At 64.3% G+C, this 23,415-nt stretch carries 32 protein-coding genes; 17 read left to right on the forward strand and 15 right to left on the reverse strand.

Annotation, left to right across the window (positions count from 1 at the left end; translation table 11 throughout):
* Positions 1-15: 15 nt before the first annotated feature.
* The 4 genes from K3181_RS07340 to hemE form a co-directional block, all read right to left on the reverse strand.
* Positions 16-399: a BLUF domain-containing protein gene (locus K3181_RS07340; protein ID WP_221602345.1), complete on the reverse strand. Its 384-nt coding sequence runs from the start codon at positions 397-399 to the stop codon at positions 16-18.
* A 69-nt stretch (positions 400-468) separates the two neighbouring features.
* Positions 469-1,734, reverse strand: coding sequence for a transcription termination factor Rho (rho, locus tag K3181_RS07345; RefSeq protein ID WP_221602346.1), 1,266 nt, complete (start codon positions 1,732-1,734; stop codon positions 469-471).
* Between the two features lie 196 nt (positions 1,735-1,930).
* Positions 1,931-2,374: a CopD family protein gene (locus K3181_RS07350; protein ID WP_221602347.1), complete on the reverse strand. Its 444-nt coding sequence runs from the start codon at positions 2,372-2,374 to the stop codon at positions 1,931-1,933.
* A gap of 33 nt (positions 2,375-2,407) precedes the next feature.
* Entirely contained in the window at positions 2,408-3,433 is a 1,026-nt protein-coding gene (hemE, locus tag K3181_RS07355) for a uroporphyrinogen decarboxylase (RefSeq protein ID WP_221602348.1), read from the reverse strand.
* A 285-nt stretch (positions 3,434-3,718) separates the two neighbouring features.
* Between hemE and K3181_RS07360 the strand changes: the two genes are divergently transcribed.
* The 9 genes from K3181_RS07360 to K3181_RS07400 all read left to right on the forward strand — a co-directional run bounded on the left by K3181_RS07360 (position 3,719) and on the right by K3181_RS07400 (position 9,726).
* On the forward strand, positions 3,719-4,597 hold the full coding sequence (locus K3181_RS07360; RefSeq protein ID WP_221602349.1) for a pyruvate, water dikinase regulatory protein: 879 nt from the start codon (positions 3,719-3,721) through the stop codon (positions 4,595-4,597).
* Positions 4,594-5,199, forward strand: coding sequence for a Maf family protein (locus K3181_RS07365; RefSeq protein ID WP_221602350.1), 606 nt, complete (start codon positions 4,594-4,596; stop codon positions 5,197-5,199). The genes K3181_RS07360 and K3181_RS07365 overlap by 4 nt, the downstream gene beginning before the upstream one ends.
* A complete protein-coding gene (locus tag K3181_RS07370; protein WP_221602351.1) occupies positions 5,196-6,050 on the forward strand; it encodes a shikimate dehydrogenase family protein in 855 nt (284 codons plus the stop codon). Before K3181_RS07365 ends, K3181_RS07370 begins: the two co-directional genes overlap by 4 nt.
* The gene (gene coaE, locus K3181_RS07375; protein ID WP_221602352.1) at positions 6,047-6,661 is read left to right on the forward strand and encodes a dephospho-CoA kinase; all 615 of its coding nucleotides are present in this window, start codon (positions 6,047-6,049) and stop codon (positions 6,659-6,661) included. The genes K3181_RS07370 and coaE overlap by 4 nt, the downstream gene beginning before the upstream one ends.
* A 41-nt stretch (positions 6,662-6,702) precedes the next feature.
* Positions 6,703-7,398 (forward strand): DNA polymerase III subunit epsilon, encoded by a 696-nt coding sequence (dnaQ, locus tag K3181_RS07380; protein WP_221602353.1) that lies wholly within the window; start codon positions 6,703-6,705, stop codon positions 7,396-7,398.
* A gap of 79 nt (positions 7,399-7,477) precedes the next feature.
* Complete coding sequence (hpf, locus tag K3181_RS07385) at positions 7,478-8,047, forward strand: ribosome hibernation-promoting factor, HPF/YfiA family (RefSeq protein ID WP_221602354.1); 570 nt, start codon at positions 7,478-7,480, stop codon at positions 8,045-8,047.
* A gap of 15 nt (positions 8,048-8,062) precedes the next feature.
* The gene (locus K3181_RS07390; protein WP_221602355.1) at positions 8,063-8,527 is read left to right on the forward strand and encodes a PaaI family thioesterase; all 465 of its coding nucleotides are present in this window, start codon (positions 8,063-8,065) and stop codon (positions 8,525-8,527) included.
* A 5-nt stretch (positions 8,528-8,532) separates the two neighbouring features.
* A complete protein-coding gene (locus tag K3181_RS07395) occupies positions 8,533-8,868 on the forward strand; it encodes a DUF1491 family protein (protein WP_221602356.1) in 336 nt (111 codons plus the stop codon).
* A gap of 201 nt (positions 8,869-9,069) precedes the next feature.
* The gene (locus K3181_RS07400; protein ID WP_221602357.1) at positions 9,070-9,726 is read left to right on the forward strand and encodes a cell wall hydrolase; all 657 of its coding nucleotides are present in this window, start codon (positions 9,070-9,072) and stop codon (positions 9,724-9,726) included.
* Between the two features lie 63 nt (positions 9,727-9,789).
* Here K3181_RS07400 and xth read toward each other — a convergent pair whose 3' ends face one another.
* The 3 genes from xth to K3181_RS07415 are packed head-to-tail and all read right to left on the reverse strand — an operon-like array spanning position 9,790 to position 11,406.
* Positions 9,790-10,575: an exodeoxyribonuclease III gene (gene xth, locus K3181_RS07405; RefSeq protein WP_221602358.1), complete on the reverse strand. Its 786-nt coding sequence runs from the start codon at positions 10,573-10,575 to the stop codon at positions 9,790-9,792.
* Positions 10,576-10,613: 38 nt separating this feature from the next.
* The gene (gene erpA / locus K3181_RS07410; protein ID WP_221602359.1) at positions 10,614-10,943 is read right to left on the reverse strand and encodes an iron-sulfur cluster insertion protein ErpA; all 330 of its coding nucleotides are present in this window, start codon (positions 10,941-10,943) and stop codon (positions 10,614-10,616) included.
* 31 nt (positions 10,944-10,974) lie between these two features.
* Complete coding sequence (locus K3181_RS07415) at positions 10,975-11,406, reverse strand: CBS domain-containing protein (RefSeq protein ID WP_221602360.1); 432 nt, start codon at positions 11,404-11,406, stop codon at positions 10,975-10,977.
* 115 nt (positions 11,407-11,521) lie between these two features.
* Between K3181_RS07415 and K3181_RS07420 the strand changes: the two genes are divergently transcribed.
* Positions 11,522-11,812 carry a hypothetical protein gene (locus K3181_RS07420; protein WP_221602361.1) on the forward strand — a complete coding sequence of 97 codons (291 nt, stop codon included), beginning with the start codon at positions 11,522-11,524 and terminating at the stop codon, positions 11,810-11,812.
* Here the strand turns inward: K3181_RS07420 and K3181_RS07425 are convergent.
* From K3181_RS07425 to K3181_RS07440, 4 genes are read right to left on the reverse strand one after another with little or no spacing between them, the layout of a single operon-like run.
* Complete coding sequence (locus tag K3181_RS07425) at positions 11,809-12,183, reverse strand: (2Fe-2S) ferredoxin domain-containing protein (protein WP_221602362.1); 375 nt, start codon at positions 12,181-12,183, stop codon at positions 11,809-11,811. The genes K3181_RS07420 and K3181_RS07425 overlap by 4 nt on opposite strands.
* A gap of 17 nt (positions 12,184-12,200) precedes the next feature.
* Complete coding sequence (locus K3181_RS07430; RefSeq protein ID WP_221602363.1) at positions 12,201-12,668, reverse strand: DUF2497 domain-containing protein; 468 nt, start codon at positions 12,666-12,668, stop codon at positions 12,201-12,203.
* A 52-nt stretch (positions 12,669-12,720) separates the two neighbouring features.
* On the reverse strand, positions 12,721-14,202 hold the full coding sequence (locus K3181_RS07435; RefSeq protein ID WP_221602364.1) for a TolC family outer membrane protein: 1,482 nt from the start codon (positions 14,200-14,202) through the stop codon (positions 12,721-12,723).
* Positions 14,203-14,799: a protein-L-isoaspartate O-methyltransferase family protein gene (locus tag K3181_RS07440; RefSeq protein ID WP_221602365.1), complete on the reverse strand. Its 597-nt coding sequence runs from the start codon at positions 14,797-14,799 to the stop codon at positions 14,203-14,205.
* Positions 14,800-14,959: 160 nt separating this feature from the next.
* Here K3181_RS07440 and K3181_RS07445 point away from each other — a divergent pair, with 160 nt between their 5' ends.
* The 3 genes from K3181_RS07445 to K3181_RS07455 all read left to right on the forward strand — a co-directional run bounded on the left by K3181_RS07445 (position 14,960) and on the right by K3181_RS07455 (position 18,533).
* Positions 14,960-16,477: a fumarate hydratase gene (locus K3181_RS07445; protein WP_221602870.1), complete on the forward strand. Its 1,518-nt coding sequence runs from the start codon at positions 14,960-14,962 to the stop codon at positions 16,475-16,477.
* Positions 16,478-16,555: 78 nt separating this feature from the next.
* Entirely contained in the window at positions 16,556-17,791 is a 1,236-nt protein-coding gene (locus K3181_RS07450; RefSeq protein ID WP_345725459.1) for a sensor histidine kinase, read from the forward strand.
* On the forward strand, positions 17,784-18,533 hold the full coding sequence (locus K3181_RS07455) for a LytR/AlgR family response regulator transcription factor (protein WP_221602366.1): 750 nt from the start codon (positions 17,784-17,786) through the stop codon (positions 18,531-18,533). The genes K3181_RS07450 and K3181_RS07455 overlap by 8 nt, the downstream gene beginning before the upstream one ends.
* 97 nt (positions 18,534-18,630) lie before the next feature.
* Here K3181_RS07455 and K3181_RS07460 read toward each other — a convergent pair whose 3' ends face one another.
* Positions 18,631-18,924 (reverse strand): UrcA family protein, encoded by a 294-nt coding sequence (locus tag K3181_RS07460; RefSeq protein ID WP_221602367.1) that lies wholly within the window; start codon positions 18,922-18,924, stop codon positions 18,631-18,633.
* A 191-nt stretch (positions 18,925-19,115) separates the two neighbouring features.
* Here K3181_RS07460 and K3181_RS07465 point away from each other — a divergent pair, with 191 nt between their 5' ends.
* The 4 genes from K3181_RS07465 (at position 19,116) to K3181_RS07480 (ending at position 21,444) form a co-directional block, all read left to right on the forward strand.
* Entirely contained in the window at positions 19,116-19,382 is a 267-nt protein-coding gene (locus tag K3181_RS07465) for a hypothetical protein (RefSeq protein WP_221602368.1), read from the forward strand.
* Positions 19,383-19,422: 40 nt separating this feature from the next.
* Positions 19,423-20,277 (forward strand): diacylglycerol/lipid kinase family protein, encoded by an 855-nt coding sequence (locus tag K3181_RS07470; protein WP_221602369.1) that lies wholly within the window; start codon positions 19,423-19,425, stop codon positions 20,275-20,277.
* Entirely contained in the window at positions 20,267-21,127 is an 861-nt protein-coding gene (locus K3181_RS07475; RefSeq protein WP_221602370.1) for a metallophosphoesterase family protein, read from the forward strand. The genes K3181_RS07470 and K3181_RS07475 overlap by 11 nt, the downstream gene beginning before the upstream one ends.
* 119 nt (positions 21,128-21,246) lie before the next feature.
* Positions 21,247-21,444: a hypothetical protein gene (locus tag K3181_RS07480; RefSeq protein ID WP_221602371.1), complete on the forward strand. Its 198-nt coding sequence runs from the start codon at positions 21,247-21,249 to the stop codon at positions 21,442-21,444.
* A gap of 66 nt (positions 21,445-21,510) precedes the next feature.
* Here K3181_RS07480 and rpsI read toward each other — a convergent pair whose 3' ends face one another.
* From rpsI to K3181_RS07495, 3 genes are all read right to left on the reverse strand, one after another.
* A complete protein-coding gene (gene rpsI, locus K3181_RS07485) occupies positions 21,511-22,035 on the reverse strand; it encodes a 30S ribosomal protein S9 (RefSeq protein ID WP_247714898.1) in 525 nt (174 codons plus the stop codon).
* Positions 22,035-22,514, reverse strand: a complete 480-nt coding sequence (rplM, locus tag K3181_RS07490; RefSeq protein ID WP_221602372.1) for a 50S ribosomal protein L13 — start codon at positions 22,512-22,514, stop codon at positions 22,035-22,037. The genes rpsI and rplM overlap by 1 nt, the downstream gene beginning before the upstream one ends.
* A gap of 168 nt (positions 22,515-22,682) precedes the next feature.
* The gene (locus K3181_RS07495) at positions 22,683-23,408 is read right to left on the reverse strand and encodes a hypothetical protein (protein WP_221602373.1); all 726 of its coding nucleotides are present in this window, start codon (positions 23,406-23,408) and stop codon (positions 22,683-22,685) included.
* Positions 23,409-23,415: the final 7 nt, after the last annotated feature.

Raw genomic sequence — 23,415 nt, forward strand, 5'->3', positions numbered from 1 at the left:
GCCGCTGACGGTCTGTTAGGCTTGCAGGAAACGCCCGATTTCCACGGCGAATTTTTCGTCCAGCCCGGCGGCGCGCATTGCATCGGTTAGTTCGGCAATTGCCTGGTCGTCAGAGCCGATGCGCTGCATGCGCCATTTGGGAAAACATCGCCGAGATGCCGGAGTGTCCACGAGCACTTCGACATCGTGGTGACGCGGATCCTTTGCGAGTTGGCTCAGCAGCACTCCGAGATTCTCTTGCGGGCCCTCGATGAACTGCAGGAATCGGCCCGCTTTGTAGAGCAGGAACCCGGTGACATCGCGTTCGGGATTGTTCCGGGCCGAAACCTCGATGACCTTGAACAGATCGTCCGAACGGAAATCGTCGGAGGCCACCGACCGGTAGAGAATTCGATGCATCGCTAGACCTTGCGCCTTTCTTTGACGGGAAAGCCTCGTCTCGCAGAAGCGCAAGGCATGAGCGAACGCCTACTGGTTCATCGTTGCGAAGAAGTCTTCGTTGGTCTTGGAATCCTTCATCTTGTCGAGGAGGAATTCCATCGCGTCGACCGTGCCCATCTGCATGAGGATCCGGCGCAGGACCCACATTTTGGAGAGCTTGTCCTTCTCGACCAGCAGCTCTTCCTTACGGGTGCCGCTCTTGCCCACGTCGAGCGCGGGGAAGATGCGCTTGTCGGCGACCTTGCGATCGAGCACGATTTCCGAGTTGCCGGTGCCCTTGAACTCTTCGAAGATGACTTCGTCCATGCGGCTGCCGGTATCGATCAGCGCGGTGGCGATGATCGAGAGCGAGCCGCCTTCCTCGATATTGCGCGCCGCGCCGAAGAAGCGCTTGGGACGCTGGAGGGCGTTGGCGTCGACACCGCCGGTCAGCACCTTGCCCGAACTCGGCACCACGGTGTTGTAGGCGCGGCCGAGGCGGGTGATCGAGTCGAGCAGGATGACGACGTCGTGCTTGTGCTCGACAAGGCGCTTGGCCTTTTCGATCACCATTTCCGCGACCTGGACGTGACGGTTGGCCGGCTCGTCGAAGGTCGAGGAGATGACCTCGCCCTTCACGCTGCGCTGCATGTCGGTGACTTCCTCGGGGCGCTCGTCGACGAGCAGCACCAGCAGGAAGACCTCGGGGTGGTTGTCGGTGATCGCCTTGGCGATGTTCTGCAGCAGCACGGTCTTACCCGTACGCGGCGGTGCGACGATCAGCGCGCGCTGGCCCTTGCCCTGCGGCGAGATGATGTCGATCACACGCGCCGACTTGTCCTTGACCGTCGGGTCGAGCGTGTCGAGATTGAGCTTCTGCTCGGGATAGAGCGGCGTGAGGTTGTCGAAATTGGTGCGGTGACGCACGGCATCAGGGTCGTCGAAATTGACCTTGTAGAGCGTCGTCAGGGCGAAATAGCGCTCGCCTTCCTGCGGCGCGCGGATTTCGCCTTCGACCGTGTCGCCCGTACGCAGGCCCCATTTGCGGACCTGGTTGGGCGAGACGTAGATATCGTCCGGACCGGCAAGATAGTTCGCCTCGGGGCTGCGCAGGAAGCCGAAGCCGTCCTGCAGCACCTCGATGGTGCCGATGCCCATGATCTTTTCTTCGTATTCCTCGTCCTCGGCCAGTTCGCGCAGGATGCAGAACATCAGGTCCTGGCGGCGCATGGTCGAGGCACCCTCGACTCCCAGCTCTTCGGCCATCGCGACCAGATCCGCTGGGGTCTTTGCTTTCAAATCCTTGAGATGCATATGTTTTACTCGGTATTCGGGTTTGGATGGCCGGCGGGTCGGTAAGGGCTTGGAGAAAGCGGACCCGGCCTCGTGGGAGACGAAGCCCGTAGCCGGTAGATGGTGTGCAGTTACGCCCGCGCAGATGGGGCGTCAATTCACAAAGCGACGTGTGGTTTCTCGGCGGCTACGAGCACCGCATTCGGTGCGGCACGCGTCAGAAGGGTTTGACGACGACCAGCACGACGATGATCGCCAGCGCGATCCCCGGGAACTCGCCCCAGATCCGCAGCTGCTTCTCGGTCATCGGTCGTTCGCCGGCGGCCATCTTCTTCGACCGGGCGACCATCATGCCGTGGAATGCCGTCAGAGCCACGACAATGGCCAATTTGGCGTGGAACCATCCCTGGCTCCATGCGCCGATCGATTGTGCCAGCAGCAGGCCCAGAACCCAGACCACGATCACGCTGGGGGTGAGAATGACCTTGCGCAGCAGCCCCATCCGCTTCGCCCACAGCGCCGCTTCCTCGGATTCGGGCGCGGCGGAATGGAGGTAGATCATCTGGCGCGGCAGCATGAACAGGCCCGCCATCCAGAACACCATGAAGATGATGTGGCCGGCCTTGATCCAGTAATAGGTCATCGCGAGGACATCCTGCATCGCGCCATCATGTAGGGATCGCACATGCCCGCGTCACCCCTCGAAAGCGCGGACGACCGCGATCAGCCGCTCGACATGCTCGATCGGCGTCCGGCGATCGATCCCGTGGCCGAGATTGAAGACATGCGGCCGGTCGGCGAAGGCCTCGAGGATGAAACGGGCCCGGCTCTCGAGCCGGTCGCTTCCCGCGAGCAGCAAAAGCGGATCGAAATTCCCCTGCACCGGCATCCCGGCTGGTAGCTCGCGCGCGGCCCAGACCGGATCGATCGTCTCGTCGACTCCGACCGCCTGCACCCCGGTCTCGCGCGCATAGGCGGGAAGCTTCTCTCCCGCGCCCTTGGGAAAGCCGATGACCGGCGTATCGGGGTGCTTCTCGCGCAGTGCCGCGACGATCCGCGCATTGGGTGCGATCACCAGCCGCTCGAATTCGTCGGGTGCCAGGCTGCCCGCCCAGCTGTCGAACAATTGTACCGCTTCCGCACCCGATTCGATCTGGCCCGAGAGATATTCGATAGTCTCTGCAACGATCCGGTCGAGGATTGCATCGAGCTTCGCAGGATCGCGATAGGCCATCGCGCGCGCCTCGTGCTGATCGCGGCTGCCCTCGCCCGCCACCATGTAGGTCGCGACCGTCCACGGGCTACCCGCAAAACCGAGCATGGTCGTTTCCGCGCCCAGCCGTTGGCGACAGAGGCGCACCGTTTCGTAGATCGGCTCGTAGCGCGAGCGGTCGGGGGTGAGCCCTTCGAGCTCCGCATCGACCAGCGGCGGCGACAGCTTGGGTCCTTCGCCTGCCAGAAATTCGAGATGCTGGCCCATCGCATGCGGCACGATGAGAATATCCGAGAAAAGGATCGCCCCGTCGAAGCCGAAGCGATCGATCGGTTGCAGCGTGATCTCGCAGGCTGCCTCGCTGTCGTAGGCCATGGCGAGAAACCCGCCCTTCTCTTCCCGCAGCGCGCGATATTCGGGCAGATAGCGACCGGCCTGGCGCATGAGCCAGAGGGGTACGCGATCACCGCGTTTGCCATTCAGCGTATCGAGGAGGAGACCGGGCATCGAGGAGTCCAATCCAATAAATAATGATATTTATATAAGGGTTGAAGGAGTCTGTTGGCCCTGTGGATTTCAGGGATAACCGGGCCCTGCCCGATTTCTCCCGCGCTGCAAAGGGCCGAAGCCGGATTGCGACTCGCCAGCGTGCATGAGTCGAGTCAAACTTATCCTCGCTGTCCCCACCCCTGCGCATAAATCACATTTGCTGTGCGGGAATCGCCCCGTGAATGACTCGCATTGGGGAGGCTTTTCCGTCCCGAACTTGTCGCCAGCTTTCTCCCGTGGTTTATGCCTCGCGTTCTCCACAGGCCGCAGGACCCCGAAATCTCCAACCGCGTCCATCTCCATCTCTTGTCCGACTCCACCGGCGAAACGCTCGAGATGCTCGCCAAGGCAGCGCTCGCGCAGTTCGAGGATGCCGATGTCGTGCGCCATTTCTGGCCGATGGTGCGCAGCCGCCAGCATCTCGAACGGATCCTCCCCGAACTCAAGGCCAATCCGGGCTTGGTGCTGTTCACGCTGGTCAATCCCGAGACCCGCGAAAGGCTCGAGGAGGCCTGCACCCAGCTCGGCCTGCCGGCGGTGCCGATTCTCGATCGGGTGACCGAGGCTTTGGAAAAGGCGCTGGGGCAGGAGGCGCATGGCCGGCCGGGGCGGCAGCACGCGATGGACCAAGCCTATTTCGCCCGGGTCGAGGCGATCCAGTTCACCATCGCGCATGACGACGGGGTGGGGTGGGAGAATTGGGACGAAGCGGACATCGTGCTCGCCGGTGTCTCGCGCAGCTCGAAGACGCCGACCAGCATCTATCTCGCCAACCGCGGCTACAAGGTCGCCAATATCCCGCTGGTGGTCGAAAGTCCGCCCCCGCCCAAGTTGTTCGAACTCGAACGCGCAATGGTGGTTGGCCTCACCACCGCCCCCGAGCGGCTGGTCCAGATTCGCCGCAACCGACTGCTGACGCTCAACGAAGAGCGCGAAACGCATTATGTCGACAACGAGCGCGTGAAGGACGAGGTCAAGTTCGCGCGGAGGATGTTCGCCGACAATGGCTGGCCGGTGATCGACGTCACCCGCCGCTCGATCGAGGAGACCGCCGCGGCGGTGATCCGCCTCTATAACGAACGCGAAGCGCGGGGCACGCGCCAAGGAGCCAAGCCGATATGACCGATCTGACGGGAAGCGAGATCCTGCTCGCCTCGAACAGCGGATCGCGCAAGGCCATGCTCGAAGCGGCGGGGATCGCCTTTACCGCGCTCGGCGCCGATGTCGACGAGCGCGCGCTCGAAGCCGAGATGGAGGGTGCCGAGCCGGGCGAAATCGCGCAGGCGCTCGCCGCAGCCAAGGCGGCGACGGTTTCGGCTGCACGTCCAGACGTGTTGGTCCTCGGCTCGGATTCGCTGGTCGAGGTGGCCGGCCGGCGCTTCGACAAGCCGGGCAGCCGCGAGGAAGCGGCCGAACACCTGCGCTTCTTCTCGGGCCAGATCATGACACTGCACAGCGCCGCTGCGCTGGCGCGCGGGGGACAGATCGTCTGGATCGGCTCCGATTTCGCGCGCCTGCGGGTGCGGGCGCTGAGCGAGGACTTCATCGCCGCCTATCTCGCGGCCGAATGGCCCGCCGTTTCGTATTGCGTCGGCGTGTTCCGCATCGAGGGGCCCGGAGTGCAATTGTTCGAAAGCATCATGGGAGACCAGTTCACCGTGCTCGGCATGCCGCTGCTGCAGGTGCTCGAGGCCCTGCGGGCGGAAGGCGCCTTGCTGTCGTGACCGTTTACGCCGAAGTTATCGGCGATCCGATCGCCCAGTCGAAGTCGCCCGCGATCCATGGCTTCTGGATCGAGAAGCTGGGGCTCGATGCCGAATATCGTGCCACTCGCCTGACCGCCGCAGACCTTCCTGACTTTTTCGCCGAGCGGCAGCTGGACCTGAACTGGCGAGGGTGCAACGTCACCATGCCGCTCAAGCAGTCGGTTCAGCCCTATTTGCACAGTGTTGATGCTCACGCCCGTGCGATCGGCGCTGTCAATACAGTGTACCCTGCCTTTGATCGACTACTCGCAGGGACAAACACCGATATGGCGGGCTTCCTCGAACCACTCGCCGAGCGGCTGCGCGACCGGCACTATTTCCGTATGGCGCGGGTCCTCGGCACAGGCGGTGCGGCGCGCGCGATCATTGCAGGGCTCGCGAATGAGGGCTTCACGCTCGTGCTCGCCGGTCGCAATTCCGACAAGGCGCGTGCTCTGCTCGAAGAACTCGATTCCGGCGGCGTACATCATGCCGTGCGACTCGATCATTTTGCCGATGCCACCGATTTCGCCTTCGACGATCGCGAGGGGTGTTGCGACCTTATCGTTAACGCCAGCCCGCTGGGCATGCGCGGGCAGCCGCCGCTGGCATTCGACTGGAGCCATGCACCCCCCGGATCCATCGCCTACGACATCGTCACTGATCCGCTTGAGACCGAATTCCTCAAGAACGCGCGGGTGGCCGGTTTCGAGACCATCGACGGCCTCTCCATGCTGATCGGCCAGGCGGCGGCGGCCTTCGCCCATTTCTTCGGGGTCGAACCGCCGCGCGAATATGACGGCGAATTGCGCGAGAGGCTCACCGCATGACCCGCCCGCTGATCGTCGGCCTCACCGGCTCCATCGGGATGGGCAAATCGACCGTCGCCGCGATGTTCGAGGCGGCCGGAGTGCCGGTGTTCGATGCCGATGCCGAAGTGCGCGCAATGCAAGGTCCGGATGGCGAGCTGGTGCCCGCGATCGAATCCGCTTTCCCGGGCAGCACCGATGAAGGAGGCGTGTCGCGCGACCGGCTCGGCGCGCTGGTCTTTGGTAATCCCGAAGAGCTCGCCCGGCTCGAGGCGATCGTTCATCCCGCTGTGGCGCGCAGGCGCGAGGCGTTCCTGATCGAACATGCAAGCGCTCCGGTGGTGGTTTTCGACATTCCGCTGCTGTTCGAGAAGGGCGGCGCATCGGCGGTCGACCGGGTCGTCGTGGTTTCCGCTCCCGCCGAGGCGCAGCGCAAGCGCGTCCTCGCGCGTCCGGGCATGACCGAGGACAAGTTCGCCCATATCCTCGCGCTGCAGACGCCCGACAGCGAGAAACGTGCCCGCGCCGACCATGTCGTCGATACCGGAACCACGCTGGCACGGACCGAGGATGCGGTGCTGGCGCTGGTGGCCGAATTGCGCGCCGCGAGCCGTGCGCGCCCCTCATTGTAACCCTCTTGTAATCTGAAGGTACGAGGCCGATAGAAGACTCGATGCGCGAAATCGTATTCGATACCGAAACCACCGGACTAGACCCCAAGACGGGGGACCGGCTGGTCGAAATCGGCTGCATCGAGCTGGTCAATCTCGTCCCGACCGGCGCTCACTACCACGCCTATTTCAACCCCGAACGCGACATGCCGGCAGGCGCCGAAGCGGTGCACGGCCTTTCGGCCGCTTTCCTTTCGGACAAGCCGCTGTTTCGCGAGCATGCTGCCGAACTGCTCGATTTCATCGGCGATGCCCCGCTGATCGCGCACAATGCCGGTTTCGACTTCGGCTTCCTCAACGCCGAGCTCGCACTGTGCGCGCTCGATCCGGTCTGCACCAGTCGCATGGTCGACACTGTCGCGTTGGCGCGCAAGCGCCATCCAGGTGCCAAGCTCTCGCTCGATGCGCTGTGCACGCGCTACGGGATCGATCGTAGCCACCGCGTGAAGCATGGCGCGCTGCTCGATGCCGAGCTGCTCGCGCAGGTCTATGTCGAACTCAAGGGCGGTCGCCAGATCGGCCTCGAACTCGCTGCCGAGGCGTCCGCCGCTGAGACGGGTCCGGTCCAGCTGGACCAGGTCGTGCGCCAGGCGCCGGCAGGGCCACGCCGCGAGCCGCGTCCGCACCAGGCAAGCGCGGCGGAACTGGCGCGCCATCGCGAATTCTTGGCCGCGATAGAGAATCCCCTGTGGGGGTGATTGGGGCCCGATCGGAAACCGACGGGCGGGCTGGCGAGTTGGGATCGCACGGGGGACGGTAGAAGGAGAAAACGCCAAGATGGATATTCGTGTTTCGGGCCACCAGATCGATACCGGTGCAGCGCTTCAGGAGCATGTCGGCGATCGGTTGAACTCCATCGTCGAAAAGTATTTCAACAGGGCGATTTCTTCGCACGTTACCTTTGGAAAGGGCCCGGGCGGCGCGTTCACCTCGGACATCGTCACGCATGTCATGCAGGGCCTGATCCTCAAGGGACACGCCGAGGCACACGACGTCCACCAGGCTTTTGATGCCGCCGCGGGCAAGATCGAAAAGCAGTTGCGCCGCTACAAGCGCCGGATCAAGGATCGTCATGAACAGGCCGATCATGCGGTGCGCGAAGCCGAGGCGGCCTACACCATCCTCGCTGCCCCCGAGCCCGACAACGACGAGGAAGTTACCGCCGACAGCCCGCCCGTGATTGCGGAGACCAAGGCGATCATTCCCGAATGCAGCGTGGCCGACGCGGTGATGATGCTCGACCTGCAGAATGCCAATGGCCTGCTGTTCAAGAATGCGGGTAGCGGCGAACACAATATGGTCTATCGCCGCCACGACGGGTCGATCGGCTGGGTCGAACCGCGCTAAGGAGGCGAAGCAGCAATGACCGGGGCCGCATCAAGCGGGGCGGAGCGCCATTACCGTGCGCTCGAAAGTCTCTATGCCTCGGCCCCGGTCAATGCGCTGTTTTCCTCGCACCTCGAAATCACCGGTGAGGGCGCGTCGCGCATCACCTTCGACGTGACCGAGGAGGTCTACCACGCGGCTGGCGCCGCGCATGGCACGATCTATTTCAAGATGCTCGACGACGCCGGCTTCTACGCCGCGAATACCTTCGTGACCGATCGCTTCCTGCTGACAACCTCGTTCAACCTGCATTTCACCAAGCCGGTCCGGGTGGGCCAAGTGGTGGCCGAGGGGCGCTGGGTCAGCGGGCGAAAGCGGGTGTTCGTGGCCGAATCGCGGCTGGTCGATGCCGAAGGCGACGAGATCGGCCGGGGGACAGGCACCTTCATGCGCTCGCACATTCCGCTCTCGAGCCTGCCCGGCTATCTCGCCGACGCCTGAGTGCCATGGACGCTCGCCTGCCTGCCCACCTCGAAGTTTCCGGCCTTATCCGCGCGGTAGAGGCCGCGGGCGGCTTTGGCGTCGTGCTCCAAAAGGGGGAAAAGGACGCGGGCGTCATTCTCATATTAACCACGCATTGTGGCAAAAATACCCGCCTGTGGGAGCGCATGCCGAGCCTCGACGGCTCGCGCGCATTCGTTTGCGCGCGCGATCAAAGTGATGGAAAAAAAGAAGAATTTGACGAATATTTGAGTCGCCGCAGGCGTTCCGACCCCGATTCCTGGCTGATCGAGCTGGATATCGAAAATGCGGAACGGTTCGTCGCAGGGGTGCCGCGTTAACTTGACTTGATTTCATTTGCGACTATTTGGCCGCGAACTTCGATGCGCAGGCGGCGTTTGGACGACAATGGGGTCGACACGCAAGCACGCAGACGGGGGGTGGCCGGCAGGCCAGCAACGGATCCGACTTTCGGGACGCTAGAAACGCGCCATGGATCCCAGCCTGCGACAGACCGCCAACCGCTCAGTTGTCAGTGACAAATGATTCGCAAGGCTACCGGGTTCACCGCGATTATCGCGGCGATTGCCCTTACTACTTTTGCCGGGGCCGAAGGTTCCGGCGCCAACGCCCAAGTGGGGGCCGCGGCAACCGAAGACACCGCCAGCCAGGCACAGCTCACCGAAGAGGTGGTGCCGGTTTTCGTCGAGAAGGCGGTGGTCCAGGAGCTTCCCGATCAGTCGGAAGCCAACTCCGAAACACAGGATGAAGAGCAGCAGGTAGGCAGCCTGCGCGAACTCGTCGACACCATGCCCGCCGCAGGCCAGCTCTCGGACGAGCTGCAGTGCCTTGCCGGAGCAATCTATTTCGAATCGCGCGGCGAGCCGCTCGAAGGCCAGCTTGCGGTCGCGCAGGTCGTGGTCAACCGCGCCGAGGACGGCCGCTGGCCCTCGAGCTATTGCGGTGTCGTCTACCAACGGGCGCAGTTCTCCTTCGTGAAAAACGGCCGCATGCCCCATATCCGGACCGGCTCGAAGGCCTGGAAGCGCGCCGAGGCGATTGCCCGCATCGCGCATCGCGGGCTGTGGGACAGCAGTGCGCAGGATGCCGTCTATTTCCATGCGCGTTACGTCCGGCCGAGCTGGAGCCGCCGCAAGGTGGCGCTCGCCACGATCGATACGCACATCTTCTATCGTTGAGCGTGCTGTTCCCGTGATCGGAGGCCATCGCCTTGCGTGGCGGCCTCGGTCACCGAGCGCGCGCTAGCCGCGCAGCTCGACCCACACCGGCGCATGGTCGCTGGCCTTCTCGCGCCCGCGGTGCTCCTTGTCGACGCCCGCGCCGACCATCCGGTCGGCGAGCTCGGGGGAGAGCAGCACATGATCGATGCGGAAACCGTGATCGCGTTGCCACGCCCCGGCCTGGTAGTCCCAATAGGTCCAGACTCCGCCGCGCGGATTGAGCGTGTCGATCGCATCGGTCCAGCCATCGCCGAGTAGCCGGCGATAGGCGTCGCGCGATTCGGGCTGCATCAGCGCGTCGGACGCCATGGCACTGACCGACCAGACGTCCTTGTCTTCGGGAATGACGTTGAAATCGCCCAGCACCACCGCGGGGACCTCTTCCGCCCAGACCTCCCGCATGCGCGCGCGCAATCTATCCATCCAGGCGAGCTTGTAGTCGAACTTGGGCCCCGGATGCGGATTGCCGTTGGGCAGGTAGAGGTTGCAGATACGGACACCGTTGACCTCGGCTTCGAGATAGCGGGCCTGCTCGCCCTCGCCGTCCTTGGGCCCGTCGATGCCCAGCCCCCGCCGGATTTCCTTCGGCGCGACGCCATCGGCAAGGATCGCGACGCCGTTGAAGGCCTTCTGGCCGTGCCAGATCGCGTGATAGCCGATCGCTTCGAATTCCTCCGCCGGGAAGCCCTCGTCCATCGTCTTGATTTCCTGCAGGCAGGCGACGGCGGGTCGGGTCTCCTCGAGCCACTCCTTGAGGCGCGGCAGGCGGGCCTTGATTCCGTTGATATTGAAGCTGGCGATAAGCATGGCGGACCTGATGCCCGAAACGCCAGCGCGGGTCTAACCTAAATCCCGAAGCTCGAACCGCAGCCGCAGCCCGCTGCGGCCTGGGGATTTTCCACCCTGAAGGCGGCACCGCTGAGCGATTCGACGAAATCGACGCTGCTGCCCGCGACAAGGTCGAGGCTGACCGGGTCGACCACCAGTTTCACGCCGGCATTCTCGCTCACCGCATCGTCGCTCTCTGGCGCGTCGGCGAGTGCGAACTTGTATTGGAAGCCCGAACAGCCGCCGCCCTCGACCGACAGGCGCAGGATGGCCGGTTGGGCCTGCTTGGCGGCGATCGCGGCAACACGTGCGGCGGCAGCGTCGGTCAATTGGGGGGCGGGTGTCATGGCTGCGATGTAGGAAGCCGGCGCGCCCGTCTCAAGCGGTCTGGATATAGGTGCGCATCTGCTCGGCCTCGTGCTCGATCTGGTCCAGTCGCGCCTTGACGAGGTCGCCGATCGAAATGAAGCCGCACATCGCGTCGCTGTCGACCACCGGCAGGTGGCGAATGCGCCGCCGGGTCATCAGCGCGAGCGCGTCGAGGATCGCCGTGTTCAGTTCGACCGTGATCGCCGGAGCGGTCATGACTTCGCCGAGCGGGCGCGAGAGACAGGCATCGCCTTCCTCGGCGAGGCGATAGATGACGTCCCGTTCGGAGAAGATGCCGGCTACACGGTCGCCATCCATGACGGGAACCGCCCCGATCCGTTTGGAGGCGAGCAAGGCCACCGCTTCGCGAACCGAGGTGCCGATGGCGCAGGAAACCACGTCGGAAGTCGAACGCCCCTCGAGCAGCGTGGCGATGTCCATATATGCGTGCCTCTCTCTTTTTCGGGGCGACAGAATGCCATCTCCGCCGCGAAAAAGCCAGTCGAGCCGCACCCCGGCGTTGCAACTTGCCCCGAATCCCACCATCTCGCGCGCGATGGCCCGCAAGTCTCCCCTCGACGATCCCAGGAATGCCGCCTTTGCCTGGGCGCGCTATCGGCGCATCATGCGCTTCATGTTCCTGCTCACGGTGGGCGTGGTGGCGATCGCCATGGCGCTGCTCTACAAGCAGGGCAACGACGAGGTCTCGATCCACTATTACATTGCCGCTGCGCTTGGCATCGGCTTCACCATGTTGTTGACGAGCGCGCTGATGGGGCTGGTTTTCCTGTCCTCGGGCACGGGTCACGACGATTCGATCGACGACCCGCTTTCCGACCAGGACTAGTCGGCCGGCCTGAGCCGGTACTCTTCCACCGGTACGCCACCGATCAGGTGCCGCTGGATGATCGCCTCAAGCACGTCGGGCGTGCAGGAATGATACCAGACATTATCGGGCCAGATGACCGCGATGGGCCCCGCCTCGCAGATTTGGAGGCAATCGGCCTTGGTCCGCTGCACCATGCCGTCGCGCCCGACCAGGCCGAGCTCCTTGAGCCTGCGCTTGAGGTAATTCCAGGCCTCCTTGCCCTCCTCGTAACGGCAGCATTTCTGCTTCTCGGAGATCGCGCAGAGGAAAATCTGCCGCTGGGCCGTGGCGCCACCGGTCTTGGCCAGCGCTTCTTCGGCCTTGCGCAGGGATTTCGCCTTGGCAGTCAATTCGGGAGCGGCAAGGCCTAGCTGCGTTTGCCGGCGATCCGCGCGATCTCGGCCTTGACCAGATCCTCGACCATTCCGGGAAGATTGTCGTCGAGCCACTGGGCGAGCATCGGACGCAGCATCTCGCGCGTCAGTCCCTCGAGCGAGGTTTCGCCCGAGCGGACGATCTGCGGCTGCTTACCCGGCTTGGCGAGCATGGCGAGCGCGGCGAAATTCTGGCGCATGGCCTCACGCGTGTCGCCGCGGGTCAGCGCGTCGGCCTCGCTCTCGTCGTCATGCAACTCGTCGTCGAGGACGCTTTCCTCGGCGAGCTCGAGAACTTCCTCCGCTTCCTCCGCGTCGGCGGGTTCGGCGGGACCGTGGCTCGCCGTCGGCGCAGCGCGCCGCCGACGCTCGAGCAGAGCGCCCTCGCGGTTGTCGCGCGCAATCACCTTCTTGATCGAATCGAGGATCTCCTCGACCGAAGGTTCACCCGGCTGTTGCATCGTTACTCAGGCCCCCATTGCGAATCGGCGTGTCCCGATTCGATACAAGAGTTCAATAGCCTGAAACAGTTTCGTTTTCACCAACTTCGGGAACGCTCGCATCGGGCGCGGCCACATCGACCGTGCTCGTGGCGGTGGCGACAGGGTCGGGATCACGGTCCCAGTCCCAAACCTTGCCACGCACTCGGTCGTAATTTTCGACCGGGTCGTAGAGCAGGCCTTCGCCTATGAAACCGAGGTCGCGCGCTTCTGCTCGGCCCATGGCGGCGAGCAGGCTGAAGCCCGCGACATAGGCGTTGCGCCGCGCAGTCACCAGCTGGACTCGCGCGCTCAGCAGTTCCTGCTCGGCGTTGAGCACGTCGAGGATCTGGCGGCTGCCGATCGAATTCTCGGCGCGGACACCTTCGAGGCTCAACGACGCGGCATCGACGGCCACCTGGCTGCTCTCGATGACCGCGAGCGATGCCTGCCAGCTCGACCATGCCGAGCGGACCTGCGCGATCGTGTCGCGCTCGGCGCCGATGACCTGCTCGAGTGCAGCCGCCGAGCGGGCCTGGGCCTGCCGTTCGAGCGCCGCCGGTCGTCCGCCCTGGAACAGCGGCATGCGGAGCGACACGCCGATCTGAGCGTCCTTGCCGCTCTGTATCGGGGAGACGGTGCCGTCGAGCTGGCGCAGGGAATTGAGCGTGTTCTGGTAATCGTAACCGGCAAAGACCGAGACCTGCGGCAGGCGCCCCGAACCGGCGACGTCGATGTCATAGCTCGAGGCTTCGGCCCGTTCCTTGGCTGCGATCAGGTCGGGATTGTTAGCGAGTGCGTAATCGACCGCCTCGTCGACGCTGGCCGGCAGGTTGGGCAGCGGCGGCGGCGGCTGGAGATCGTCGGGCGCCTTTCCGACAAGCGCAATGTAGTTCTCGCGCGCGGTGATGAGGTTGGCTTGCGAATTGCGATAGTCGCCCTGCGCAAGCGCGAGGCGCGACTGCGACTGGGCCACATCGGTGCGGGTCAGATCGCCGATCTCGAAGCGATCACTGGTGGCCTGCAAATTGACGGTCAGCACGTCGACCTGGTTGCCCGAAAGCGACGCCAGAGCCTCGCCACGCAGCACATCCATGTAGGCGGCAACCACCTGGGTGAAAATCGAGCTTTCTGTCCCGCGAAGGTCGGCCTGACCCGCTTCGACGCGGCTCTTGGCTCCGCGGATCGAATTGCGCACCGCACCGCCCGAATAGATCGGCACACCGAGGTCGACGCCCGCACCGAAGAAGCGGTTGGGACCGCTTGTCGATGCTCCTTCGACGATCTCGGTATAGCTTGCGGTGCCGGTGACGCTGGGCAGGCCCGCGCTACGTTCGATGGCGACGTTTTCGTCGGTCGCGCGCTGGCCCGCACGTGCGGCGAGCAGCGTGGGATTATGCAGATATGCTTCGGTCAGGGCCTCCTGCAGCGTGTCAGCCCAGGCAGCGGCAGGCAGCGACAGCGCTGCGACGCTCGCCCCAAGAATCAGCGATTTTACGATCCCTCCGCGATGCATTCAGAAACTCCAGCTTTGCGGCCGGTCGAATGCACCGAGCCGCGGGATTCCCATTTCGGCAAGCGGCAGAAGCGCCAGCGCCTTGCCCGATTTGCGGCCCGTCGCGAGGCGGGTAACGCCGCGATCGACCATGCCGGTGACGATCCGGCCACCTTCGGTGACCAGCTTGGCCAGCGCAGGCGGGACATGTTCGATAGCCCCGTCGACAAGGACGAGCGTATAGTCGCCGCGCTTGCCGCCATTGGCCGCCGTGTCGGGCGCGATGGTGTCGAGCTTGCCGACCAGCGGTTCGACCAGCGCAGGCAGATAGCCGCTGCCGGCATCGATCACGAGCACACGGTCTTCCACTGAGGGGCGCGCTTCGGCGAGCATCGCTCCATGAAACACCGGGGCGGGCAGGAAGCCGCCATCCTCGAGCCGGATCGCGCGGTCCATATAGGCGGTCGCCTTGGCATTCTCGGGCACGAAATCCTCGCGCGCGACAGCATTCATGCGCTCGAGCACGAAGGCGTCGTTGACGCCGCTGGTGCGCAGCTGGCTGTCGATCATCGCCTTGCGGGCGGCAGCGAAATCGGGGCGAGTGGTGGTCAGGGTCATGGTCGTTCCGCGAGCTGTATTACAACAATAACACGCTTATGCAAGCTCCGGTTGCCTTAGGCGCAAGGCCCCTTGCGGCCAAGCGCTTTGACCGATGGCGGCAAACGCGCCTATCGGGGAGCGCAAATCTGCAACATGGGAATTTGCGGCGATGAGCGACATGACCGTCATCAGCGAAGACGACCTGATCGAGAGCGTGGCCGACGCGCTCCAATATATCTCCTATTACCACCCGATGGATTATATCCGCGCGCTCGGCGAAGCCTACGAGGCCGAGAAAGGGCCCGCGGCGAAAGACGCGATCGCGCAAATCCTGACCAACAGCCGCATGTGCGCCGAAGGGCATCGGCCGATCTGCCAGGACACGGGCATCGTCAACGTCTTCGTCAAATGGGGCATGAACTGCCGCCTCGACAGCGAGCGTTCGTTGCAGGAGGTCGTCGATGAGGGCGTACGGCAAGCCTACAACCATCCCGACAACAAGCTGCGCGCCTCGATCCTCGCCGATCCGGCCTTCACCCGCCGCAACACGCGCGACAACACGCCCTGCGTCCTGTCGGTCGACATGGTACCGGGCGACACCGTCGGTGTCGACGTCGCGGCCAAGGGCGGCGGCAGCGAGAACAAGTCGAAGTTCAAGATGATGAACCCGTCCGACAATATCGTCGACTGGGTGATCGAGCAGATTCCCTCGATGGGCGCCGGCTGGTGCCCGCCGGGTATGCTCGGCATCGGTATCGGCGGCACCGCCGAGCATTGCATGAGGCTCGCCAAGCTCAGCCTGATGGACCCGATCAACATGGCGCAGCTGAAGGCGCGGGGGGCGCAGAGCGATATCGAGCAGTTGCGGATCGACATTTTCGACGCGGTCAACGCGACAGGCGTGGGCGCGCAGGGACTCGGCGGCCTGTCGACCGTGCTCGACGTCAAGATCCTCGACTGGCCTTGCCATGCCGCGGGCAAGCCGGTGGCGATGATCCCCAATTGCGCCGCGACGCGTCACGCGCATTTCACGCTCGACGGATCGGGACCTGCCTATCTCGATCCCCCCAACATAGCGGAGTACCCGCAGGTAACATGGAAACCGGATGCGGCGGCGAAGCGCGTCAATCTCGACGCACTCACGCCCGAGGAAGTGGCCAGCTGGAACCATGGCGACCGCCTGCTCCTTTCGGGCAAGATGCTCACCGGGCGCGACGCGGCGCACAAGCGCATCCACGACATGCTGGATAAGGGCGAGGAGCTGCCGGTCGATTTCAAGGGTCGCGCGATCTACTACGTCGGGCCGGTTGATCCGGTTATGGGCGAGGTCGTCGGCCCGGCAGGCCCGACCACAGCCACGCGGATGGACAAGTTCACCGAGATGATGCTCGACCTCGGTCTGCTGGCGATGATCGGCAAGGCCGAGCGCGGGCACAATGCAGTCGAGGTGATCAGCAAGTTCAAGGTCGCCTATCTCATGGCGACCGGCGGCGCGGCCTATCTAGTCAGCCGCGCGATCAAGGGCGCCAAGGTCGTCGCCTTCGAGGATCTCGGCATGGAGGCGATCTACGAGTTCGAGGTGCAGGACATGCCGGTCACCGTCGCCGTGGATGCGGAGGGCAACAACGTCCACACGCTCGCTCCCGCCGAATGGCGCCGCCGTATCGCCGAAGGCGACCTAGAACCCGCCGAATAGCAGGACGCTCGACCAACCGCGTTGCCCGTTCGACCGCCGCGCTGGCATTTGCCGGTGCAAATGGGCACATCGCAAAGCGTGTCGATCGATGAACGCCAGATGAATCCCGAAAGCGAACGCCTCTCAGGCAAGGTCGTGCTGGCCTCGATGGTCGGCGTCTGGCTGTGCTATTTCCTGCTCATCACCCTGCGCGGTGTGATCGTCGGGCTGGAATTTCAGGACGAACTGCTGTGGCGCCGCGCGCTGGTCTGCACGTTCGGTGTCGGGGTGACTGGCCTGTTGTGGCTGCTGCTGCGCGCGGTCGAGAACCGGGCGCTGGGAATCAAGATCGCCGTGGCGCTGATCGCGGCGATGCCCGGTGCCATCATGATCGCCCAGGTCAATCGCTGGATCTTCGATTCGATCGAAGCCAAGGTCGAAGAGCAAATGGGCAAGGAACGCGGCATCGCGCTCCGTCGGGACGATGCCGGCAATCTGCTCATCGACCTGCCGCGCAAGCAAATGGATGAAGACGTCGAAGATGCCGAAGAGGCGACTCCGCAGAGCGTGGTCATCGCGCCCGCGCCCACCTCGCTCGACCAATGGCGCATGACTTTCGACCTCGCCATCGGGCGGTATTTCCTGCTGCTCGCCTGGGCTGCCCTGTTTCTCGCCCTGCTGGCGGGGGCGCAGGCCCGGGCAGCCGAACGGCGGGGCGAGCGGTTCCGCAGCGCGGCCAAGGCGGCCGAACTCCGTTCGCTGCGCTACCAGGTGAACCCGCACTTCCTGTTCAACACGCTCAACTCGCTCTCGGCGCTGGTGATGACGGGCAAGGCCGAGCGGGCCGAGCAGATGATCCAGACCATCTCGCGTTTCTACCGCCACAGCCTTGCCGACGATTCGACCGGCGACGTCAGCCTTGAGGACGAGATCGACTTGCAGGAGCACTATCTCGAAATCGAATCGGTGCGCTTTCCCGAGCGGCTCAGGGTGCGGGTCGACCTGCCTTCCGAACTGGCGGGCTACAAGGTGCCCGGGATGATCCTCCAGCCACTGGTCGAGAACTCGGTCAAATACGGCGTATCCGCCTCGAGCAAGCCGGTGACGATCACGATAGCCGCGCGCGAGGAATATGGCCGGCTGGTTTTGACGGTCAGCGACGACGGACCGGGCGTGGCGAATTCCACGGAGAACAAGCACGGTTTCGGCATCGGTCTCGCCAATGTCCGCGACCGGCTCGAAGCGCGTTTCGGCAATGCCGCCACAATCGTCTCGGGCCCTTCGTTGACCGGCTATGAAACCGAACTGAGGCTACCGATGGTGAAGCATGGCTGACGAAGAGAATGAGAAACTCAAGACGCTGATCGTCGATGACGAACCGCTCGCGGTCGAGCGGATGCAGGTCATCTGCGCTAAGATCGGCGAGTTGCAGGTCGTCGGCACTGCGAGCGATGGCGCACAGGCCCTGAGGCTGGTCGATGCCCTTCAGCCCGATCTCATCCTGCTCGACATGACCATGCCCGAAGTCGACGGCATTTCGGTCGCCAAGGCACTCGCGAAGAAAGGGCAGCGCCCGGCAGTGATCTTCGTCACCGCACATGACAATTATGCGGTGGAGGCCTTCGATCTCGACGCGGTCGACTACGTCCTCAAGCCGGTCAAGCCCGAGCGGCTCGAGCGGGCGGTGGCTCGGGCGATGGCGCGACGCGGAGACGGCGAACGCTCGGAGAGCGCCTGGCTGGAAGAATTGTGGATCCCGCATCGCTCGGAGCTGATCCGCATCGCGACATCGGAGGTTGGCCGGATCGACGCCGAACGCGACTATGTGCGCCTGCATGTCGGAGAGGGCGAAGCGGCCCGGACCTACTTGCTGCTGCAGACCATCGCAGGGTTGGAGAAGCGTCTCGATCCCGAAAAGTTCATCCGCATCCATCGATCGACTATCCTCCGCAAGGACCGCATTTCCGGCTTGCGACACGACGGCCTGGGAGTCTGGTCGGTCGAACTGGACGATGGCGAAACGCTCCGCATCGGTCGCACGTATCTGCCCAAGGTCAAGGCGATGGCGGGACGCTGATCGCGTCCGCGCAAGCCAATCCAGGCGATCCAAAAAAATGGACCCCGGCCGGGGGACTGCATCCGGCCAGGGTCCGCAGGTGGGCGGACTCGGGGTATTAGCCGCCCAAGGCCTCGTCGTTGACGCGCGCGGCCATTTCGGCCCCGGCGCTCGCCTTGGCCTTTTCGAAACAGGCGCGGGTTTCCATGTCGAAGCGCAGGTTGCGTGTGCCGCCGCGCTTGTGTCCGCAGACTTCGCGCGCGGCCTTGTCGATCCGCTGCGTGAGCACGTTCTGGCCGGCGACACTGCCGAGATCGAGATCGTCATAGGTGACCAAGACCGATTTGGCCTGGGCCGTGGTGGCCGACAGGGCGAGGCCTGCGGCGGCCAGGATTGCGAGGGTCGTCTTCATGGGTTCTCCTCCGGGTCTGCGGCGGACCCGATCATTGGGGGGAGAGGCCCGCCGCACGAACTGTATTGCATGGCTACAACTGTAGTCGCACGTTGTGATCGACCGACAGCCAATACAATGGACCGGTAGCGGATGATCGCCGACCAACCGCGATTGGCAATCGGCGGGCGACGGGCGTAAGGCGTTGATCGATGCCGATCATCGTCCTCTTCCTTCTCGGAACAGCGAATTTCGCCATTCACAAGGCCGTGCTCGAATCGGGGCATCCGCTTGTCGGCACGCTACCCGCAGCCTTGCGGGCGCGCGGCGGCCGTCTCTCGCTCCTATTCGAGTTCCTCATGCTGCTCGCCAGCATGTTGCTGACCGCCAATGGCTGGCCGACTGCGGCCTGGGTCTATGGTTTCTACAGCGTCCTCAATGCCATAACCGGATGGCTGCTGCTGACCGAGCGATTTTGAACGGGCGGGAACCGCGATCGCGGCTCGGCGCTTCATCGACATGGCAGCAACGAAAGCATGGCTGGTCGTCAATGCGCGCAGCGGCAGCAACAGCGATGCTGCGCGCGACGCGCTCGAGCAGATGCTGGCGGCGCGCGACCTGTCGCCCGAGAAGACGATCGAATTTCCGACCGAGGACCTGCCGCGCTGCAGCGCGTTGCGCGATGCGGATGTCGACCGGCTGATCGTCTTTACGGGCGACGGCAGCCTCAATGCCGTGATCGAGGCGGTGGCAGGCTGGGAAGGCGAAGTGCTCGTCTTGCCGGGTGGCACGATGAATCTCCTGTGCGCGCGGCTCCATGGCGAGGAGACAGACTGCGAGGCAATCCTCGACTGCATCCATCGCGGTGCCTATCGCGCGGTCCGCCCGATGATGGCGAGCTGTAGCGCAGGCCACGCGCACGCCGGGCTGCTCGTAGGGCCCGGTACCGCCTGGGGCGAAGTGCGTGAAGCGATGCGCGATTTCGACATTGGCGGCCTCGCCCGCGGGACGGGCGAGGCCTTTGCGGAGACCACGGGCGGTCCGCGGGTGTGCATGGTGGATCCGGTGATCGGTCACGAAGACGGCTACCCGCTGATCGAGCTCGTCCCGAGTCATCGCGGCCTGCAGGTCGACGGCTATCGCCCCGAGACCACCGGTGAATTCCTTCAGCAAGGCTGGGCCTTGCTGCGGCGGCGTTTCCGCGAAGGTCCGCACGAACGGCTCGGCCTTTACGATCGGCTGGTGATCGAGAACTGCGCGGGCGAGGACCTCGATGTCCTTCTCGACGGCGAACCCGGGACGCTCGGCTCCCGCGCCGAATTCTCGGTGGTGGAATGTCCCGTCGATCTGCTAGCGACCGCGCATGGCTTCTGACTTCCGCCGGATATTCCACCTCTCCGACATCCATTTCGGGCTCGAAAACAATCGCGCACTCGACTGGGTCAAGCGGGAGATTGCCGAGAAGCGGCCCGACGCGGTGGCGATCACCGGCGACCTGACGATGCGTGCGCGCCATCGCGAATTCGCGGCGGCGACGCAGTGGATCAACACGCTCGAAGCACCGGTCACAGTCGAAGTGGGCAATCACGACATGCCCTATTTCAATCCGATCGAGCGGTTTTTCGCGCCTTATCGCCGGTTCCGCGGCATGCAGGAAAAGGTCGAAAGGGAGCTCGACATCGGTTGCCTCGCGATCGTCCCGCTCAAGACCGCGGTGCGGATGCAGCCCCGGCTGAACTGGTCGAAGGGCTGGGTCAGCAGCACTGCTCTCGAGCGCTGTCTGGCGGCACTCGATGCCCTGCCCCGCGGGACGAGGGCGCTGGTCGCGGTTCACCACCCTCTCCGCGAAGTCGGGACACAGGGCACCGCGCTCACGAAGCATGGCGGCAAGGCGCTGCGCGAACTGGCGCGGCGCAGTGTCGCCGCGGTCCTCTCGGGTCACGTCCACGATGCCTTCGACATCATGGAAGATACTGCTGAAGGCCCGGTGCGGATGATCGGCGCAGGCACGCTGTCGCAGCGCACGCGCTCGACCCCGCCGAGTTTCAACGAGATCGAATGGGATGGCGAGAAGCTGAAGGTTTCCGTGCGCAACCTCCACGCCGTCGATACGCCCGACATGCAAATTGACGATGTGCCCGAAAACGCTCTGCCGCCGCGCAGGCCCGGCGAGCCCGTGGCACCGGTCCATCAGATACCGCGCGTCGATCCGCCGGTGCATTGAATTTCGGCGACTCCGTTAACCGCCTTGCCAAACCACGAGCGCTAAGCGCGCCCAGCATCCTTGCCGAAAGGATACGCACCTAGGCTCGGCCCCGGAAACTGAGGGGAAGGCTCAGGTCGATGGAACTCGTCAAAGCAGCGCCAATGGGCGCGATACTTACCTTTGTCGTGGCGCTGGCGATCGGATCGCAGGGCTCCAGGGGCGGCCAACTCGCAATCTATAGGGCCGAGCTCTACCAGTACGACGTCTGGTGGTCTTGGCCGCTGTTCTTCACCGCGACCGCGCTCGCCTGGGGCATCATGCTGCTGCAGCGCTAGGCGGCAACAAACAAGAAGGGCGGCTCCTTGCGGAACCGCCCCCTGGTGATCGAAAGATCGGTAGCCTTAGCGCTTCGAGAACTGGAAGCTGCGGCGGGCCTTGGCGCGGCCGTACTTCTTACGCTCGACCACGCGGCTGTCGCGGGTCAGGAAGCCGGCGGCCTTGACCGTGCTGCGCAGCGCCGGTTCGTATTTGGCTAGAGCCTGGCTGATGCCGTGCTTGACCGCACCGGCCTGGCCCGACAGGCCGCCGCCGCGGACGGTGGCGACGACGTCGTACTGGCCCTGACGATCGGTGATCGTGAAGGGCTGGTCGATGATCAGGCGCAGCGTCGGACGCGCGAAATAGACTTCCTGGTCCTTGCCGTTGACGATGACCTTGCCGCTGCCGGGCTTGAGCCAGACGCGTGCGGTGGCGTCCTTGCGGCGACCGGTGGCATAGGCACGACCCTGCGCGTCGAGTTCCTGCTCGCGCAGCGGAACGTCGGCGCTTGCAGCGATGTCTGCCGAATCGCCCTCGGGCGCGTCACCGGCGATGTCCTTCAGATCGGCGAGATCCGAGACGGTTTCGTTCTTGGTTTCGTCGGCCATTATGCGACAACCTTGTTCTTGCGGTTCATCGAGGCAACGTCGAGCGTTTCGGGCTTCTGGCCGTCATAGGGGTGCTCGGTGCCGGCGAATACGTGGAGCGCGCGCATCTGCGCACGGCCGAGCGGGCCGCGCGGGATCATGCGCTCGACAGCCTTCTCGAGGACGCGCTCGGGGAACTTGCCACCCAGCACCTTGGCCGGAGTGGTTTCCTTGATGCCGCCCGGATGGCCGGTGTGCTTGTAATACACCTTGTCGTTCAGCTTCTTGCCGGTGAACTTCACCTTGTCGGCATTGATGACGACGACGTGGTCGCCGCAATCGACATGCGGGGTGTAGCTCGGCTTGTGCTTGCCGCGCAGGTGGTTGGCGATGATGGCGGCGAGACGACCGACGACGAGACCTTCGGCGTCGATGATGTGCCACTTCTTTTCGACCTCGGCCGGCTTGATCGACCGGGTGGCCTTCGTAAGAGCCTTCATGGCTGGTTTCCGTTCCTAGTGTTCGTGCCGTGCCTTTTCGGGGCAGCGGCGCCAATCGGCGAATCCGTAGCTACGGACCCGCGAAGCGCGCGGCAAATGGCGCCGGATCGGCTGACAGTCAAGTATTTCCGCGCTTCTCGCGTGGGGTAAAATAAAACCCCAACTGTTTCAGGTCACGCGCAGGTGCCAGGTTTCGCGCGAATTGCGGGCATCCTCGCCGATCCGGGTGGAAATCCGGCGATCGAGGCTTTCGAGCAGGCCGCCCGGTCCCGCACGGGCGGCCAGTTGAACCAAAACCTCGCCCTTCACACCGCCCGGCAGCGCGAGGTCGCGACGCTCGCTCGCCTCTCCGACGACGGGGAAGAAGAGATCGGGCGGAATTTCGCTGATGATCGTGCCGGATGCCTCGGCGAGCTGACCGAGATATTCGCGCGCCTCGCTCATTTCGGTGCTCGAGGTACCCAGCCGCTCGAGCACGACTAGGGCGGCCCGCACCGCAGCGGTCCTGCCAGTTCCCACCGTGACGGCCGGATCGTCGACAATTCTTCCCTCGGCATCGAGTTCCGCCGGAAAGGGCCCGGGTGCGATGCGTTCGCGTTCGATGGCCGCGATCGGTTCGAGCACCGCCGGCGCGTCGACCGTGCATGAAATCTGCGCTCCATCCACCAGCGTGCCACGCTCGGAGTGCTCGAAGTGACCCCGCCATTCGCGGATCACCAGCAGCGAGTCTCCATGGGCAAGTCCGCGCTCGAGCTCGCGGCGCAGGATGAATGGGCGGTGTGGGATGACGAAGGTCGCAGCAGAGGCCCAGGCCTTCGGGTTGGCGCCCCAGGCGCAAGCCGCAGCGAGCGCACCCATGGCTCGCAGGACCATGCGACGGTCGTATGCGGTCAATGCTCCC

This window comes from Qipengyuania mesophila (assembly GCF_019711655.1).
GTDB lineage: Bacteria > Pseudomonadota > Alphaproteobacteria > Sphingomonadales > Sphingomonadaceae > Qipengyuania > Qipengyuania mesophila.